At 55.8% G+C, this 15,535-nt stretch carries 13 protein-coding genes and 1 pseudogene; 9 read left to right on the top strand and 5 right to left on the bottom strand.

Translation table 11 applies throughout. The annotated features are described in order from the left end of the window. The first annotated feature begins 2 nt into the window (after positions 1-2). The 3 genes from L350_RS06770 to L350_RS06780 all read left to right on the top strand — a co-directional run bounded on the left by L350_RS06770 (position 3) and on the right by L350_RS06780 (position 2,755). Positions 3-1,430, top strand: coding sequence for a glycoside hydrolase family 1 protein (locus tag L350_RS06770; RefSeq protein ID WP_032626054.1), 1,428 nt, complete (start codon positions 3-5; stop codon positions 1,428-1,430). 78 nt (positions 1,431-1,508) lie between these two features. After that, positions 1,509-2,282, top strand: a complete 774-nt coding sequence (locus L350_RS06775) for a GntR family transcriptional regulator (RefSeq protein ID WP_022649243.1) — start codon at positions 1,509-1,511, stop codon at positions 2,280-2,282. Then, on the top strand, positions 2,279-2,755 hold the full coding sequence (locus L350_RS06780; RefSeq protein WP_032626051.1) for a GNAT family N-acetyltransferase: 477 nt from the start codon (positions 2,279-2,281) through the stop codon (positions 2,753-2,755). The genes L350_RS06775 and L350_RS06780 overlap by 4 nt, the downstream gene beginning before the upstream one ends. On the opposite strand, the gene galR is transcribed toward L350_RS06780, so the two are convergent. Continuing rightward, positions 2,710-3,732, bottom strand: coding sequence for an HTH-type transcriptional regulator GalR (gene galR, locus L350_RS06785; RefSeq protein WP_003862806.1), 1,023 nt, complete (start codon positions 3,730-3,732; stop codon positions 2,710-2,712). The two genes, L350_RS06780 and galR, sit on opposite strands and share 46 nt — an antisense overlap. A gap of 617 nt (positions 3,733-4,349) precedes the next feature. On the opposite strand from galR, the gene aas reads away from it, so the two are divergent. Both aas and lplT read left to right on the top strand, forming a co-directional pair. Beyond that, positions 4,350-6,509 carry a bifunctional acyl-ACP--phospholipid O-acyltransferase/long-chain-fatty-acid--ACP ligase gene (gene aas / locus L350_RS06790; RefSeq protein WP_032626050.1) on the top strand — a complete coding sequence of 720 codons (2,160 nt, stop codon included), beginning with the start codon at positions 4,350-4,352 and terminating at the stop codon, positions 6,507-6,509. Further along, the gene (lplT, locus tag L350_RS06795; protein WP_032626048.1) at positions 6,502-7,695 is read left to right on the top strand and encodes a lysophospholipid transporter LplT; all 1,194 of its coding nucleotides are present in this window, start codon (positions 6,502-6,504) and stop codon (positions 7,693-7,695) included. Before aas ends, lplT begins: the two co-directional genes overlap by 8 nt. Before the next feature lie 105 nt (positions 7,696-7,800). Here the strand turns inward: lplT and L350_RS06800 are convergent, their stop codons facing one another. The 4 genes and pseudogenes from L350_RS06800 to L350_RS24760 form a co-directional block, all read right to left on the bottom strand. After that, positions 7,801-8,841 carry an NADP(H)-dependent aldo-keto reductase gene (locus tag L350_RS06800; protein WP_015571754.1) on the bottom strand — a complete coding sequence of 347 codons (1,041 nt, stop codon included), beginning with the start codon at positions 8,839-8,841 and terminating at the stop codon, positions 7,801-7,803. A gap of 132 nt (positions 8,842-8,973) precedes the next feature. Beyond that, positions 8,974-9,192 carry a YgdI/YgdR family lipoprotein gene (locus tag L350_RS06805; protein WP_003862794.1) on the bottom strand — a complete coding sequence of 73 codons (219 nt, stop codon included), beginning with the start codon at positions 9,190-9,192 and terminating at the stop codon, positions 8,974-8,976. A gap of 128 nt (positions 9,193-9,320) precedes the next feature. Further along, positions 9,321-10,013, bottom strand: a complete 693-nt coding sequence (gene mutH / locus L350_RS06810) for a DNA mismatch repair endonuclease MutH (protein ID WP_022649239.1) — start codon at positions 10,011-10,013, stop codon at positions 9,321-9,323. Positions 10,014-10,168: 155 nt separating this feature from the next. Beyond that, positions 10,169-10,243 (bottom strand): annotated as a pseudogene (locus L350_RS24760) (hypothetical protein); the annotation flags it as partial. A 454-nt stretch (positions 10,244-10,697) separates the two neighbouring features. On the opposite strand from L350_RS24760, the gene rppH reads away from it, so the two are divergent. The 4 genes from rppH to thyA all read left to right on the top strand — a co-directional run bounded on the left by rppH (position 10,698) and on the right by thyA (position 15,392). Continuing rightward, entirely contained in the window at positions 10,698-11,228 is a 531-nt protein-coding gene (rppH, locus tag L350_RS06815) for an RNA pyrophosphohydrolase (protein WP_032622373.1), read from the top strand. Between the two features lie 12 nt (positions 11,229-11,240). Beyond that, complete coding sequence (gene ptsP / locus L350_RS06820; protein ID WP_023306854.1) at positions 11,241-13,487, top strand: phosphoenolpyruvate--protein phosphotransferase; 2,247 nt, start codon at positions 11,241-11,243, stop codon at positions 13,485-13,487. A 228-nt stretch (positions 13,488-13,715) separates the two neighbouring features. Further along, positions 13,716-14,591: a prolipoprotein diacylglyceryl transferase gene (lgt, locus tag L350_RS06825; RefSeq protein ID WP_032626044.1), complete on the top strand. Its 876-nt coding sequence runs from the start codon at positions 13,716-13,718 to the stop codon at positions 14,589-14,591. Between the two features lie 6 nt (positions 14,592-14,597). Further along, complete coding sequence (gene thyA, locus L350_RS06830; RefSeq protein ID WP_006811817.1) at positions 14,598-15,392, top strand: thymidylate synthase; 795 nt, start codon at positions 14,598-14,600, stop codon at positions 15,390-15,392. Positions 15,393-15,535: the final 143 nt, after the last annotated feature.

Genomic DNA, 15,535 nt, shown 5'->3' with positions numbered 1-15,535 from the left:
CGATGAGCATAAAACAGATAACTATACCGCAGGATTTTATGCTGGGCGCGGCGGCATCGGCCTGGCAGACCGAGGGCTGGAGCGGCAAAAAGCCAGGGCAGGATTCGTGGATCGATCTCTGGTACAAGAACGATCGTCACGTCTGGCACAACGGCTATGGCCCGGCGGTGGCAACCGACTTTATTAATCGCTTCCGTGAAGACGTGGCGCTGATGAAGCAGGCGGGCCTGACGCACTATCGCACCTCGATCAACTGGTCGCGCTTTTTGACCGACTATGAAAACGCCACCGTAGATGAAGAGTACGCCGCCTATTACGACGCGCTGTTCGATGAAATGCACCGTCAGGGCATTGAGCCGATGATCTGCCTGGAACACTACGAATTGCCGGGCGTGCTGCTGGAAACCTACGGCGGCTGGGCGTCAAAGCACGTCGTCGAGCTGTTCGTTCGCTATGCGGAAAAGGTATTTGAGCGCTTTCACGGCAAAGTCACCCGCTGGTTTACCTTCAACGAACCGATTGTGGTCCAGACGCGCGTCTACCTTGACGCGCTGCGCTGGCCCTATGAGCAGAGCACCAGCACCTGGATGCAGTGGAACCACCATAAGGTGCTGGCGACGGCGAAAGTGGTGAAGCTGTTTCGCGAGAAAGGGTATGACGGCACGGTGGGCTGTATTCTTAACCCGGAAGTGACCTATCCGCGCTCCCGCGCGCCGCATGACGTGCGAGCGGCAGAGATGTACGATCTGTTCTACAACCGCGTCTTTCTCGACCCGCTGGTGCATGGGCGCTATCCGCAGGCGCTCTTTACCCTGCTGGCGCAGCATCAGGTGCAGTGGGACTACACGGCTGACGAGCTGGCGCTGATTGCCGACAACACCGTCGATGAGCTGGGCATTAACCTCTATTACCCGCATCGCGTCAAAGCCCCGTCCCGCGCCTGGCACCCGGAGACGCCGTTCCATCCGGCGTACTACTACGAGCCGTTTGAGCTGCCCGGACGGCGTATGAACACCTCCCGCGGCTGGGAGATCTTTCCGCGCATTATTTACGACATGGCGATGCGGATTAAAAACGACTATCGCAACATTGACTGGTTTGTGGCGGAAAGCGGGATGGGCGTGGAGAACGAAGTGCAGTATCGCAATCGTGACGGCGTCATTGACGATACGTACCGCATCGCGTTTATCAGTGAACATCTCTACTACACGCTGCTGGCGCGGGAGGCGGGGGCGAACTGTCACGGTTATATGCTGTGGGCCTTCACCGACAATGTCTCCCCGATGAACGCGTTTAAAAACCGCTACGGGCTGATTGAGATCGACCTTGAAAATCAACGCGCACGGCGGGCAAAGAAATCAGCGTCCTGGTTCCGCCAGCTGCGCGATGAGCGTGTGCTGACGCTCAGGGTAGACGATGAATGGAAGTAAGCCTTCTGGTAAAATAGCGCACAAACTGGCCGGGAGGACGTCCGGCCCGCGCATTAACTGAAAAACACAGGTGAAAACGTGGATAAGGCTGTCATCCTGCCGGAAAAAAAACAGTACCAGGAGATTGGCGAGGATTTACGGGCGCAGATTATCCAGGGGCATTATCCCGTGGGATCGCGTCTGCCGCCGGAGCGCAACATCGCCGAGACGTATGGCGTCAGCCGCACTATCGTGCGCGAGGCGCTGCTGATGCTTGAGCTTCAGGGGACGGTGGATATTCGCCAGGGGTCTGGCGTGTACGTGATGCGCATTCCGGAAGAGCATGAAAACGAGGAAGAGCGTTTTCTGAACAGTGACGTTGGGCCGTTTGAAATTCTTCAGGCGCGTCAACTGCTTGAAAGCAACATCGCTGCCTTTGCCGCAAAAATGGCGACACGGGCGGACATCGACAACCTGCGCCGCATTATCGAGCAAGAGCAACGGGCGATTGCCGTCGACGATCGCAGCCAGGACAACAACAAAATGTTCCACCTGGTGCTGGCTGGGGCCACACAAAACCAGATGCTGCTGGCGACGGTTGAGAGCGTCTGGCATCACATGGACAGCAGTCCGCTGTGGCAGCAGTTCAATGGCCATATCGCCAGCCGCGCCTGGCGCCTGAAGTGGCTCGGAGACAGGCAAACCATTCTCGCTGCGCTCCGCCGCCGCGACGTGATGGGGGCGTGGCAGGCGATGTTCCAGCATCTTGAAAACGTCAAAAAGAGCCTGCTTGAGCTGTCAGACGAAGACGCGCCCGATTTTGACGGCTATCTCTTCGAATCGGTCCCTCTTTTCCAGGGGAAGCTGGTGTGAATATACTGCCGCTTCACGCTGCGCCGCAGTTTACACAGCAGGTGATCGACTGGATCTGGAACGCGTTTGGTGAAGGTATGCCGCGTGCCTTTTTCCAGAGCATTGTCGAGCACAGCCTGACGCCGGGCGAGTTACCGCTCACCTTTATTGCTGTTGAGGAAGACCGGCTGTTGGGCACCGTTGGGTTGTGGCGTTGCGATTTAATTTCCCGGCAGGATCTTCATCCCTGGCTGGCTGCGCTGTATGTCGATGAAGCCGCGCGGGGAAACGGGCTGGCGGGAAAACTTCAGCAGCATGTTATCGGCTACGCGCGACGCGCCGGGTATCACGAGCTTCATCTCTGGTCTGCCTGCCGCGACTTCTACGAACGTTACGGCTGGCACTACATCGGTGATGCCCTGGAATACCCGGATAAAACCGTCCATCTCTATCGCTGTTCGCTCACGGCTTCCGCGGGCGATACCACCGAGTGACGGCGCACTAAGGTTGGGCTGAACAGGTGGGTAATTTCCGGTGGCGGGCGATGCTCGGCCAGCGCTAACGCCAGTTCTGCCGCCTGCGTTGCCATGGTCACGATCGGGTAGCGCACGGTGGTCAGGCGAGGGCGCACGTAGCGCGACACCAGCACATCATCAAAGCCAATCAGCGAAATTTCTGCCGGGACGTCGATTCCGTTATCATTCAGCACGCCCATCGCGCCGGCGGCCATGGAGTCGTTATAGCTGGCCACGGCGGTGAAATTCCGCCCGCGGCCCAGCAGCTCGGTCATCGCCTGCTCGCCGCCACTCTCATCCGGTTCTCCGTACGCCACAAGACGATCGTTGCACGGCAGACCGGCTTCGCGCAGCGCGTCGTAATAGCCCTGAAGGCGATCTTCCGCATCGGAAATTGGGTGGTTGGAGCACAGATAACCAATTCGGGTATGGCCCTGCTGGATCAGGTGACGGGTTGCGAGCCATGCGCCGTAACGGTCGTCGAGCGCCACGCAGCGGGTTTCAAATCCGGGAATAATACGGTTGATAATCACCATCCCCGGCATCTGTTTCATCAGATGGATCAGCTCGGCGTCGGGGATCATTTTGGCATGGACCACCAGCGCCGCACAGCGATGACGGATCAACTGCTCAATGGCCTGGCGTTCTTTCTGTTCATTGTGGTAGCCATTACCAATCAGCAGGAAATTACCGGTGTGATAAGAAACTTGTTCTACGGCTTTGACCATCGCACCGAAAAACGGATCGGATACATCCCCGACCACCAGCCCGATGGTTTCTGTCGACTGTTGGGCAAGGGCGCGTGCGTTGGCGTTAGGGTGATAATTCAGGTTTTCCATGGCGTCCTGCACGGCCTGGCGTGATGCATCACTCGCTTTAGGGGAGTTGTTGATCACGCGGGAGACGGTCGCGACGGAAACACCGGCCAGACGAGCCACATCCTTAATTGTCGCCATTCAATACCTTCTTATAGGGGTAAGCGTTTACACACTAACTAGTGTTGCGGAAAAGCGGCGCGCATTCAAGGGGAGCGGGTGAGCGTCCTCTGCAAACGTGAAGCAGAACATCCCTCGCGGTGTAATCGTTACACGGCCAGTCATGTCTGAATAATGTCAATCTGAACCTTTAGTTACACTTTGCCTCAGGCTGTTGCGATTGTCCGTTGGCAACGATGCGTTGTGAATTGCTAGAGTCGAGATCCCAGAGGTATTGATAGGTGGAATCAACTTCGGTTGATTAACACGATTTACACCAACCTGCGTTTTACGCAGGTTTTTTTTTGCCTGTAAGTTCAACCTGTAACAGCAAAAGAGATTATTCACACCTGGTTGCACTTCGGCTCATTCCCTTGCGTTTTCCTGCTGGCGAAGCCTGTCGCCGGAGGCCACAATCAAGATCCCAGAGGTATTGATTGGTGAGAATTCCTGGTACGTTTTCGTACTCTTCACTTGCACCAACCTGCGCGGATGCGCAGGTTTTTTTTCGCCTCTGTTTTTGCTATCGCTCCCTCACTACTTCTCGTGTAATCTGCCACCATTTATACCTTTCACACTGGCTGGCAAAGGGAGTTGAAATGCTTTTTGGGTTCTTCCGCACACTGTTTCGTGTCCTGTTTCGCATTCGCGTGACTGGCGATACGCAGGCACTCTATGGCGAGCGTGTTCTTATCACACCGAATCACGTCTCTTTTCTTGATGGCGTATTGCTGGCGCTTTTTTTGCCCGTGCGGCCCGTCTTTGCGGTGTACAGCTCCATCAGTGAAAAATGGTACATGCGCTGGCTCAGGCCGCTGATTGATTTTGTCCCGCTCGACCCTACCAAACCGATGATGATTAAACATCTGGTGCGTCTGATTGGGCAGGGGCGTCCGGTGGTTATCTTCCCGGAAGGGCGGATTTCAGTGACGGGCTCCCTGATGAAAATTTACGACGGCGCCGGTTTTGTCGCGGCGAAGTCTCAGGCCACCGTCGTGCCGCTACGCATCGACGGGGCTGAGCTGACCTTTTTCAGCCGTCTGAAAGGGCTGGTGAAGCAGCGTCTGTTCCCGAAAATTACGCTGCATATATTACCGCCGACGTCACTGCCGATGCCCGAGGCGCCGCGCGCGCGTGACCGCCGTAAAATCGCCGGGGAAATGCTGCACCAGATTATGATGGAAGCGCGCATGGCCGTACGCCCGCGCGAAACGCTGTATGAATCGTTGCTGTCGGCGCAGTATCGCTACGGTGCGAAGAAAAACTGCATCGAAGACATCAACTTTACGCCGGATACCTACCGTAAGCTGTTGACCAAAACGCTGTTTGTCGGGCGTATCCTGGAAAAGTACAGCAAACAGGGCGAAAAGATCGGCCTGATGCTGCCAAACGCGGGTATCAGCGCGGCGGTGATCTTTGGTGCCGTCTCCCGGGGCCGCATTCCAGCGATGATGAACTACACGGCGGGCGTGAAAGGGCTCTCCAGCGCGATTACCGCAGCACAAATCAACACCATCTTTACCTCCCGCCAGTTCCTGGATAAAGGCAAGCTGTGGCACCTGCCGGAACAGCTGACGCAGGTGCGCTGGGTGTTCCTGGAAGATCTGAAAGCAGACGTCACGACCGCCGACAAGCTGTGGATTTTCGCGCACCTGCTGATGCCGCGTCTGGCGCAGGTTAAGCAGCAGCCGGAGGATGATGCCATTATCCTCTTTACCTCCGGCTCTGAAGGCAACCCGAAAGGTGTGGTTCATAGCCACAAAAGTATTCTGGCAAACGTCGAACAGATTAAAACCATCGCTGACTTTACCGCCAACGATCGCTTTATGTCGGCGCTGCCGCTGTTCCACTCATTTGGTTTGACCGTGGGTCTCTTTACGCCGCTGCTGACTGGTGCCGAGGTGTTCCTCTACCCAAGCCCGCTGCACTACCGCATTGTGCCGGAGCTGGTTTATGACCGTAACTGCACGGTGCTGTTCGGGACGTCCACCTTCCTCGGAAATTACGCGCGCTTCGCCAACCCGTATGATTTCTTCCGCGTGCGCTACGTGGTGGCGGGGGCGGAAAAACTCCAGGACAGTACGCGCCAGATCTGGCAGGACAAGTTTGGCCTGCGGATTCTGGAAGGCTATGGCGTGACGGAGTGCGCGCCGGTGGTCTCCATCAACGTTCCGATGGCGGCAAAACCGGGAACGGTTGGCCGTATTCTGCCGGGACTGGACGCGCGTCTGCTGGCGGTGCCGGGTATTGAAGACGGCGGACGTCTTCAGCTGAAAGGGCCGAACGTCATGAACGGCTATCTGCGTGTGGAAAACCCGGGCGTGCTTGAGGCGCCGACGGCCGAGAACGTCAATGGCGAGGTTGAAACGGGCTGGTACGACACGGGCGATATCGTGCGCTTCGACAATCAGGGCTTCGTGCAGATCCAGGGACGTGCAAAACGCTTCGCCAAGATCGCCGGGGAAATGGTCTCTCTTGAAATGGTCGAGACGCTGGCGACCGCAGTCTCGGCGGAGAAAATGCATGCGACCGTGGTGAAAAGTGATGCCAGTAAAGGCGAGGCGCTGGTGCTCTTTACTACTGACAGTGAACTGAAGCGTGATGCGCTTCTCAGGTATGCGCGCGAACATGGTATCCCCGAGCTGGCGGTCCCCCGCGATATTCGTTACCTCAAACAGTTACCGGTGCTGGGCAGCGGTAAACCCGATTTTGTGACCCTGAAGGGCATGGTTGAAGAGGCGGAACAGCATAATGCGTGAGTCAGTACACACTAACACTTCAATCTGGTCGAAAGGCATGATGGCGGTTATCGCCGCCCAGTTTCTTTCCGCGTTCGGCGATAACGCGTTGCTGTTTGCTACGCTGGCGTTGCTGAAAGCTGAGTTTTATCCCGACTGGAGCCAGCCGATCCTACAGATGGTGTTTGTGGGTGCTTACATTGTATTTGCGCCGTTTGTTGGCCAGGTGGCGGACAGCTTCCCCAAAGGTCGGGTCATGATGTTTGCCAACAGTCTTAAGCTTCTGGGCGCGGCAAGCATCTGCTTTGGTATCAACCCGTTTGTTGGCTACACGCTGGTAGGCATTGGCGCGGCAGCTTACTCCCCGGCGAAGTACGGCATTCTGGGTGAGCTCACCACCGGCGATAAGCTGGTGAAGGCCAACGGCCTGATGGAGTCCTCCACCATTGCGGCTATTCTCCTGGGTTCGGTGGCGGGAGGCGTACTGGCAGACTGGCACATGCTCGCCGCGCTTGGCATCTGCGCACTGATGTACGGTGGCGCGGTGATCGCCAACCTGTTTATCCCCAAACTGGCCGTGGCGCGTCCGGGACAATCCTGGCGCTTCGGGCCAATGACCGGCAGCTTCTTCAACGCCTGCCGCGTACTGTGGCGTAACGGTGAAACACGCTTCTCGCTGATGGGCACCAGCATGTTCTGGGGGGCTGGCGTTACGCTGCGTTTCCTGCTGGTGCTGTGGGTGCCGGTGGCGCTGGGTATAACAGACAACGCCACGCCGACCTACCTGAATGCCATGGTCGCCGTCGGGATTGTGGTCGGGGCCGGGGCTGCGGCCAAACTGGTAACGCTTGAAACCGTTGCGCGCTGCATGCCTGCAGGGATCCTGATCGGCGTCGGCGTTCTGTTCTTCTCCCTGCAACATGCCATATTGCCAGCCTATGCCCTGTTGTTACTGATCGGCGTATTAGGCGGTTTCTTTGTGGTACCGCTCAACGCGCTTTTGCAGGAGCGCGGCAAGCAGACCGTCGGGGCTGGCAACGCCATTGCGGTGCAAAACCTTGGCGAAAACATGGCGATGCTGCTGATGCTGGGGATTTACTCGCTGGCGGTAAAAGCAGGTGCGCCGGTTGTGGCAATCGGGGTGGGATTCGGCGCGCTGTTCGCGCTGGCGATTACCGGGCTGTGGGTCTGGCAGCGTCGGCGGTGATATCTTTGCCGGGTGGCGGCTCCGCCTGACCCGGCCTACGTTTCGTGATGTTGGCGGATTTTGTAGGCCCGGTAAGGCAACGCCGCCACCGGGCAAATCGTCAACTTAAGGTGCCGGGTAAGTATAAACCTGATGCACCGCTTCAATCTCCGCTAAGACCTCTTCACTCAGGTTCAGGTGGAAACTCTCAATATTGGTTTTTAACTGATCCATTGTCGTTGCGCCGAGCAGGGTACTTGCCACAAACGGCTGACGACGCACGAAGGCCAGCGCCATCTGCGCCGGATCGAGTCCGTGACGCTTCGCGATATCCACATAGGCCGCCACGGCTTTTTGTGTCTGCTCGCCGCTATAGCGGGTGAAGCGGCTGAAAAGCGTGTTACGCGCGCCAGCCGGTTTCGCGCCGTTCAGGTATTTGCCCGTCAGGGTTCCGAAGCCCAGGCAAGAGTAGGCGAGCAGCTCCACCTCTTCGTACTGCGTCACTTCCGCGAGACCCACTTCATAACTGCGGTTCAGCAGGCTGTACGGGTTCTGGATGGTCACGATCCGCGGCAGGTCGTGTTTATCGGCCAGATGCAGATAGCGCATTACGCCAAACGCCGTCTCGTTGGAAACGCCGATGTAGCGGATCTTACCCGCGCGCTGGCATTCCGTAAGCGCCTCCAGTGTTTCCAGCAGGGTGACGGCCGGAGCACTCTCGTTCCAGGTGTAGCCAAGCTTACCGAAGCAGTTCGTCGGACGCTGCGGCCAGTGCACCTGATAAAGATCGAGATAATCGGTTTGCAGGCGCTTGAGGCTGGCATCCAGCGCAGCACGGATATTCTTGCGATCGAGGATCTGGTTAGGGCGGATCCCGGCATCGTTATTACGGGAAGGGCCGCTAACCTTAGAAGCGATGACCAGCTTTTCCCGATTGCCGCGTTTCGCCAGCCAGTTGCCGACATACGTTTCGGTAAGACCTTGAGTTTCCGGGCGGGGAGGAACTGGGTACATCTCCGCCACGTCAATCAGGTTAATGCCCTGGCTGACGGCGTAATCGAGTTGTGCATGGGCATCGGCTTCGCTGTTTTGTTCACCAAATGTCATGGTGCCTAACCCCAGTTGGCTGATCTCCAGAGCGCTATGGGGGATACGGTGATAATGCATAGCCGGTTTCCTTTTTTAGACATACAGACCGCGTCAGGAACCTCCCGACAAAGGAATATAAACATGGCAGAGGGAAGGCAAAAGGGGAAGGAAAAATTCAAAAAGGCCAGCAAGCTACTGACCTTTATCTGTTTAACGCTCGATGATCTGGGAGACTTCGTCGCGATTAATTTGCATTTGATTGCCTTCGCGATCGCGGTAACTCACCAGACCGGTATCGTCGTCGACTTCGGGTTTGCCATCGGTCAGGATCATACGACCATCTTTCGTTGACATGACATAGTCGCTGCTACAACCCGATACCGCAAACGCTAAACCGACTGCTGAGATAATTACTGCCCATTTTTTCATCGTTCTCATCCTCACCTGGCTCGTATCAAATCATAGTGTAGTAATAACCTGATATTACGACAGGTGAAAGGGGGGAAATCTTAAAAAGGAGGAGATTATGTTAGCCGGAGCGCAAAATTGGTAAAAAACTATGTTTTCAACAGGAAGTGTCGTGCCAGCAGTGCACCGGTGAAATTCTTTTTAAGATAGAAGCCGCGCGGCAGCGTCAGGATCGGTTCGCCCTGTGCACCTACCGCTTCAGTGAGCGCTTTGCTGTTGGCGGCTTTGGGACGGAGTTGCAGCACTTCGCCATGCCGGGCGGTGATCTGCTCAACCTGTCCCAGCACAATCATGTCCATCAGCTCTTCCCAGTCCTGGGAAAGCTGTCTCTCTTCTTCTTCATCCGGGCTCCAGAGCAGTGGGGCGCCAACGCGACGCTCTGCCAGCGGGATCTGCCTGTCACCCTCAACGGGTACCCACAACACCCGCTTCAGCTTATGCCTGACGTGGCTGGTTTCCCATGTCACTCCGCTATTACCCGTTAGCGGCGCAACGCAGACAAAGGTAGTTTCCAGTGGCCGCCCCAGGCTATCAATGGGGATCGTCTTCAGTTCCACCCCCAGCGCCGCAAAATCTTGCTCGGGTTTACTGCCCGCGCTTGCGCCCAGCCAACGTTCAAGCAACACGCCGATCCAGCCTTTATCGCGCTTCAGATCGTTGGGTATCGTCAACCCCGCCATCACGGCCAGCTCGCCCAGTGCATAGCCTGCCAGACGTTGTGCCTGCTGGAGCAACTGGGCTTCACTGACGGGAGGAGAGAGCAGTGGGGCGAGAGAATGCATGCTGACAACCTTTTGGTTAAAAAATGAACTGATATTTTATCCCTTGTGGATAGAGTTTACTTTTTTCTGAGTACATATTCCATGTGGATGATTTATATTATGTTTTTTAGGAATGTATCCCGTCGCGCCATGGCTAAAAAACAGGTTGTGCAATTCTGGTCACTGACAATAAACAGGATCTTACACCATGTTATCCACAGAAAAATGGGATAACTGGGAATAACCGCCACTACTGTTTCAATTTACAGCCTTGACGTGCGATGAAAATCGAATTTTCACACAAATTGTGCCTAACTTATTGGCACAATCTGTGGATAAAACCGACGCTGTTCGATCTTTCATCACCAGGAAGATCTTTGATGTGACGATCGTCACGTTAATCGCCTTTGATACCCTAAATTTACGTTTAACTAGATGAATTTAAATAATTTATTTTAAGTGATGAAAGTTGCCGATTCGCCGGGCCACAAGGTTGTTCATCGGTAATTCCATACTTCTTCACAACTATATCCACAGAAAAGGTGAATAAAAATGGTCTCAGTCGCCCTCATCTGTTTATAACTCCTCACAAAATTGTGAGTTATTCAAATGTTATTAGGTTGCAGGCCTGTAAGAGAGTGGTTTACCGCCTCCCTGTAGTGTGAAACAATCATTCATATATCAGATTTAGTTTGGGGTAGTCCGGTGATTGATGACGATGGCTACCGCCCAAACGTAGGAATAGTAATTTGTAATCGTCAGGGCCAGGTGATGTGGGCCCGGCGATATGGTCAGCACTCCTGGCAGTTCCCGCAAGGCGGGATCAATCCTGGAGAGTCCCCAGAACAAGCGATGTACCGGGAGCTGTTTGAAGAGGTTGGTTTAAGCCGAAAAGATGTTCGCATCCTGGCTTCGACCCGCAACTGGTTGCGTTACAAGTTACCGAAACGTTTGGTGCGTTGGGACACAAAGCCGGTTTGTATCGGCCAGAAACAGAAGTGGTTTCTTTTGCAGTTGGTGGGCAACGATTCAGATATCAATATGCAAACCAGCAGCACGCCAGAGTTTGATGGCTGGCGCTGGGTAAGCTACTGGTATCCGGTTCGTCAGGTCGTGTCATTCAAGCGCGATGTATACCGTAGGGTGATGAAAGAGTTCGCAAGTGTCGTGATGCAGCTTCAGGAGACGACTCCGAAGCCACAGAGCGCACCTGCCTGGCGACGTAAAAGAGGTTAAGCTACGCAAATCATGCTCACCCGCTTGCGAGAAATAGTTGAAAAGGTCGCCAGTGCGCCTCGCCTCAACGAGGCGCTGAATATTCTGGTGACGGACATCTGTCTTGCGATGGAAACCGAGGTCTGTTCGGTCTACCTGGCCGACCATGACCGACGTTGCTACTACCTTATGGCAACCCGCGGATTAAAAAAACCACGGGGACGCACCGTCACGCTCGCGTTTGATGAAGGTATTGTTGGCCTGGTCGGGCGACTGGCGGAGCCAATCAACCTTGCCGATGCGCAAAAACACCCCAGCTTCAAATATATCCCTTCCGTCAAAGAAGAGCGTTTCCGCGCGTTTCTTGGCGTACCGATTATTCAGCGCCGCCAGCTGCTTGGCGTGCTTGTTGTTCAGCAGCGCGAGCTGCGCCAGTACGATGAAAGCGAGGAGTCCTTCCTCGTCACGCTGGCAACGCAGATGGCGGCGATCCTCTCTCAGTCCCAACTGACAGCTCTTTTTGGTCAGTATCGTCATACGCGTATTCGCGCGCTTCCGGCCTCGCCGGGGGTCGCTATAGCCGAAGGCTGGATGGATGCCACGCTCCCGCTGATGGAGCAGGTCTACGAAGCCTCTACGCTGGATGAGGCGCTTGAGCGCGAACGGCTCACCGCTGCGCTGGAAGAGGCGGCGAATGAGTTTCGTCGCTACAGCAAACGCTTTGCCGCTGGCGCGCAAAAAGAGACGGCGGCCATTTTCGATCTCTACTCACACCTGCTTTCCGATGCGCGTTTGCGTCGTGAGTTATTTGCCGAGGTCGATAAGGGGTCGGTGGCAGAGTGGGCGGTTAAAAAGGTCATTGAAAAATTTGCCGAGCAGTTTGCGGTACTGACTGACGGCTATCTGAAAGAGCGCGCCGGCGATTTACGCGCGCTTGGGCAACGTCTGCTGTTCCACCTCGATGATACTATTCAGGGGGCGAATGCCTGGCCGAACCGGTTTGTGCTGGTGGCCGATGAACTCTCGGCGACGACGCTGGCGGAATTACCGCAGGACAGGCTGGCGGGCGTGGTGGTGCGCGATGGCGCAGCTAACTCTCATGCCGCCATTATGGTGCGTGCGCTCGGTATTCCGACCGTGATGGGGGCGGATATTCAGCCCTCCGTACTGCATCGCCGTACGCTGGTGGTGGACGGATATCGCGGTGAGTTGCTGGTGGATCCTGAGCCGGTTCTCCTTCAGGAGTACCAGCGTCTTATCAGCGAAGAGAATGAATTAAGCAAGCTGGCGGAAGATGACGTCAACCTGCCCGCACAGCTCAAGAGCGGTGAGCGGGTAAAGGTGATGCTCAACGCGGGATTAAGCCCCGAGCATGAAGAGAAGCTCGGCAGCCGCATCGATGGCATTGGTCTCTACCGCACCGAAATACCGTTCATGCTGCAAAGCGGCTTCCCGTCAGAAGAGGAGCAGGTTGCGCAGTATCAGGGCATGTTGCAGATGTTTAACGACAAACCCGTCACGTTGCGCACCCTCGACGTCGGCGCGGATAAGCAACTGCCCTATATGCCCATCAGTGAAGAGAATCCCTGCCTCGGCTGGCGTGGGATCCGCATTACCCTCGATCAGCCGGAAATTTTCCTTATCCAGGTTCGTGCGATGCTGCGTGCCAACGCGGCCACGGGGAATCTCAGCATTTTGCTGCCGATGGTCACCAGTATTGACGAGATCGACGAAGCGCGGCGGTTGATTGAACGTGCAGGGCGCGAAGTGGAAGAGATGATCGGCTACGCGATCCCTAAACCCCGTATTGGCGTGATGCTGGAAGTGCCTTCGATGGTCTTTATGTTACCGCAGCTGGCAACCCGCGTTGATTTTATCTCCGTTGGCACCAACGACTTAACGCAATACATTCTGGCGGTCGATCGCAACAATACCCGCGTGGCCAGTATCTACGACAGCCTGCATCCGGCGATGCTTCGTGCCCTGGCGATGATCGCCCGCGAAGCCGAGCAGCATAATATCGACCTGCGCCTGTGCGGTGAAATGGCCGGCGATCCGATGTGCGTGGCGATCCTGATTGGCCTCGGTTTCCGTCACCTGTCAATGAACGGACGTTCCGTTGCGCGCGTGAAATACCTGTTACGTCACATCGAACAAGATGAGGCGCATGAGCTGGCCGCGCGTAGCCTGGAAGCACAGCTGGCAGCCGAAGTGCGCCATCAGGTGGCGGCGTTTATGGAGCGACGCGGCATGGGCGGTTTGATCCGCGGCGGCCGCTGATCCCCACAAAATAATGACTGCTCGGACGACCCCCTCTCCCTTGAGGAAGAGGAATGGGGTGAGGGGGAACAGCGCGCATAAAACCCTATACACATCTTTTACATCTCAGGCGCATCCTCCGCGCCTGCCTTATGCTATGATTCGCAACTTTGGAGCACCTGCCAACGGCGGGAATGCAATTCAGCCGCTGTCCACTTTCAGCGGAATAACAACATCTTGTGGTGACAGATGAACAGTGGTTATCTGCATTTTCCGGAATTCGATCCGGTTATTTTCTCAATAGGACCTGTAGCGCTTCACTGGTACGGACTGATGTACCTGGTGGGCTTCGTCTTTGCCATGTGGCTTGCTGGTCGTCGCGCCAGTCGTCCGGGCAGCGGCTGGACGAAGAACGAAGTGGAAAACCTGCTTTATGCTGGCTTTCTTGGCGTATTCCTGGGCGGGCGCATCGGCTATGTCCTGTTCTACAACTTCCCGGTATTCCTGAACGACCCGCTCTATCTGTTGCGCGTCTGGGACGGCGGCATGTCCTTCCACGGCGGACTGATTGGTGTGATCCTCGTGATGGTGATCTTCGCCAAACGCACCAAACGTAACTTCTTCCAGGTGGCTGATTTTATTGCGCCATTAATCCCGTTTGGGCTGGGTGCAGGGCGTCTGGGCAACTTCATCAACGGTGAACTCTGGGGGCGTGTCGATCCGAGCGTGCCGTTTACCATGCTGTTCCCGGGCTCCCGCGCAGAGGATATCGCGCTGCTGCCTTCGCATCCTGAGTGGCAGTCCATTTTCGATACCTACGGCGTTCTGCCGCGTCATATGTCTCAGCTTTATGAGCTGGCGCTGGAAGGTGTGGTGCTGTTTATCATCCTGAATCTGTATATCCGCAAACCGCGCCCAATGGGGGCAGTATCTGGTCTGTTCCTGATTGGCTACGGCGCGTTTCGTATCATCGTCGAGTTCTTCCGCCAGCCGGATGCACAGTTTACCGGCGAGTGGGTACAGTACATCAGCATGGGGCAGATCCTCTCCATTCCGATGATTGTCGCGGGTGCCATTATGATGATTTGGGCGTATCGTCGTCGTCCACAGCAACAACTTTCCTGAGGAATCATGAAACAGTATCTTGAATTGATGAAAAAAGTGCTCGACGAGGGCACGCCGAAAAACGACCGCACCGGCACCGGTACGCTCTCCATTTTTGGCCACCAGATGCGCTTCAATCTGCAAGAAGGCTTCCCTCTGGTGACGACGAAGCGCTGCCATCTGCGCTCGATCATTCATGAACTGCTCTGGTTCCTGCAAGGCGATACCAACGTTGCTTATCTGCATGAAAACAATGTCTCCATCTGGGACGAGTGGGCAGATGAGAACGGCGACCTGGGGCCGGTTTACGGCAAGCAATGGCGCGCGTGGCCTACCCCGGACGGCCGCCATATCGACCAGATCACGACCGTCATGAACCAGCTGAAAAATGACCCGGACTCGCGCCGTATCATTGTTTCTGCCTGGAACGTGGGTGAACTGGATAAAATGGCGCTGGCGCCTTGCCACGCGTTTTTCCAGTTCTACGTGGCGGACGGCAAACTCTCCTGCCAGCTGTATCAACGCTCCTGCGACGTGTTCCTCGGCCTGCCGTTTAACATCGCCAGCTACGCGCTGTTAGTGCACATGATGGCGCAGCAGTGCGATCTTGAAGTGGGCGATTTTGTCTGGACGGGCGGTGATACCCACCTCTACAGCAATCATATGGAACAGACGCATCTCCAGCTGACGCGCGAACCGCGTGCATTGCCGAAGCTTGTGATCAAACGCAAACCGGACTCGATCTTCGATTACCGTTTTGATGACTTCGAGATTGAAGGCTACGACCCGCATCCTGGCATCAAAGCCCCTGTCGCCATCTGATACGGCGAATCCTGACACAACCGGTGCTCTTTAGCGCCGGTTTTTTTTCGCGCTCGTTTTGTTCTTCGAGCCTGTTTCCAGAGACGATGTAACGCGTTGCAACGGGTGAAAATCTCCGGAAAGCGGCTCGTAATGTTCTGGTT

The organism is Enterobacter sp. MGH 4 (assembly GCF_000534735.1).
Taxonomy (GTDB): domain Bacteria; phylum Pseudomonadota; class Gammaproteobacteria; order Enterobacterales; family Enterobacteriaceae; genus Enterobacter; species Enterobacter intestinihominis.
The sequence above is the reverse complement of the archived record's forward strand: the minus strand, read 5'-3'. Positions and strand labels throughout refer to the sequence as shown.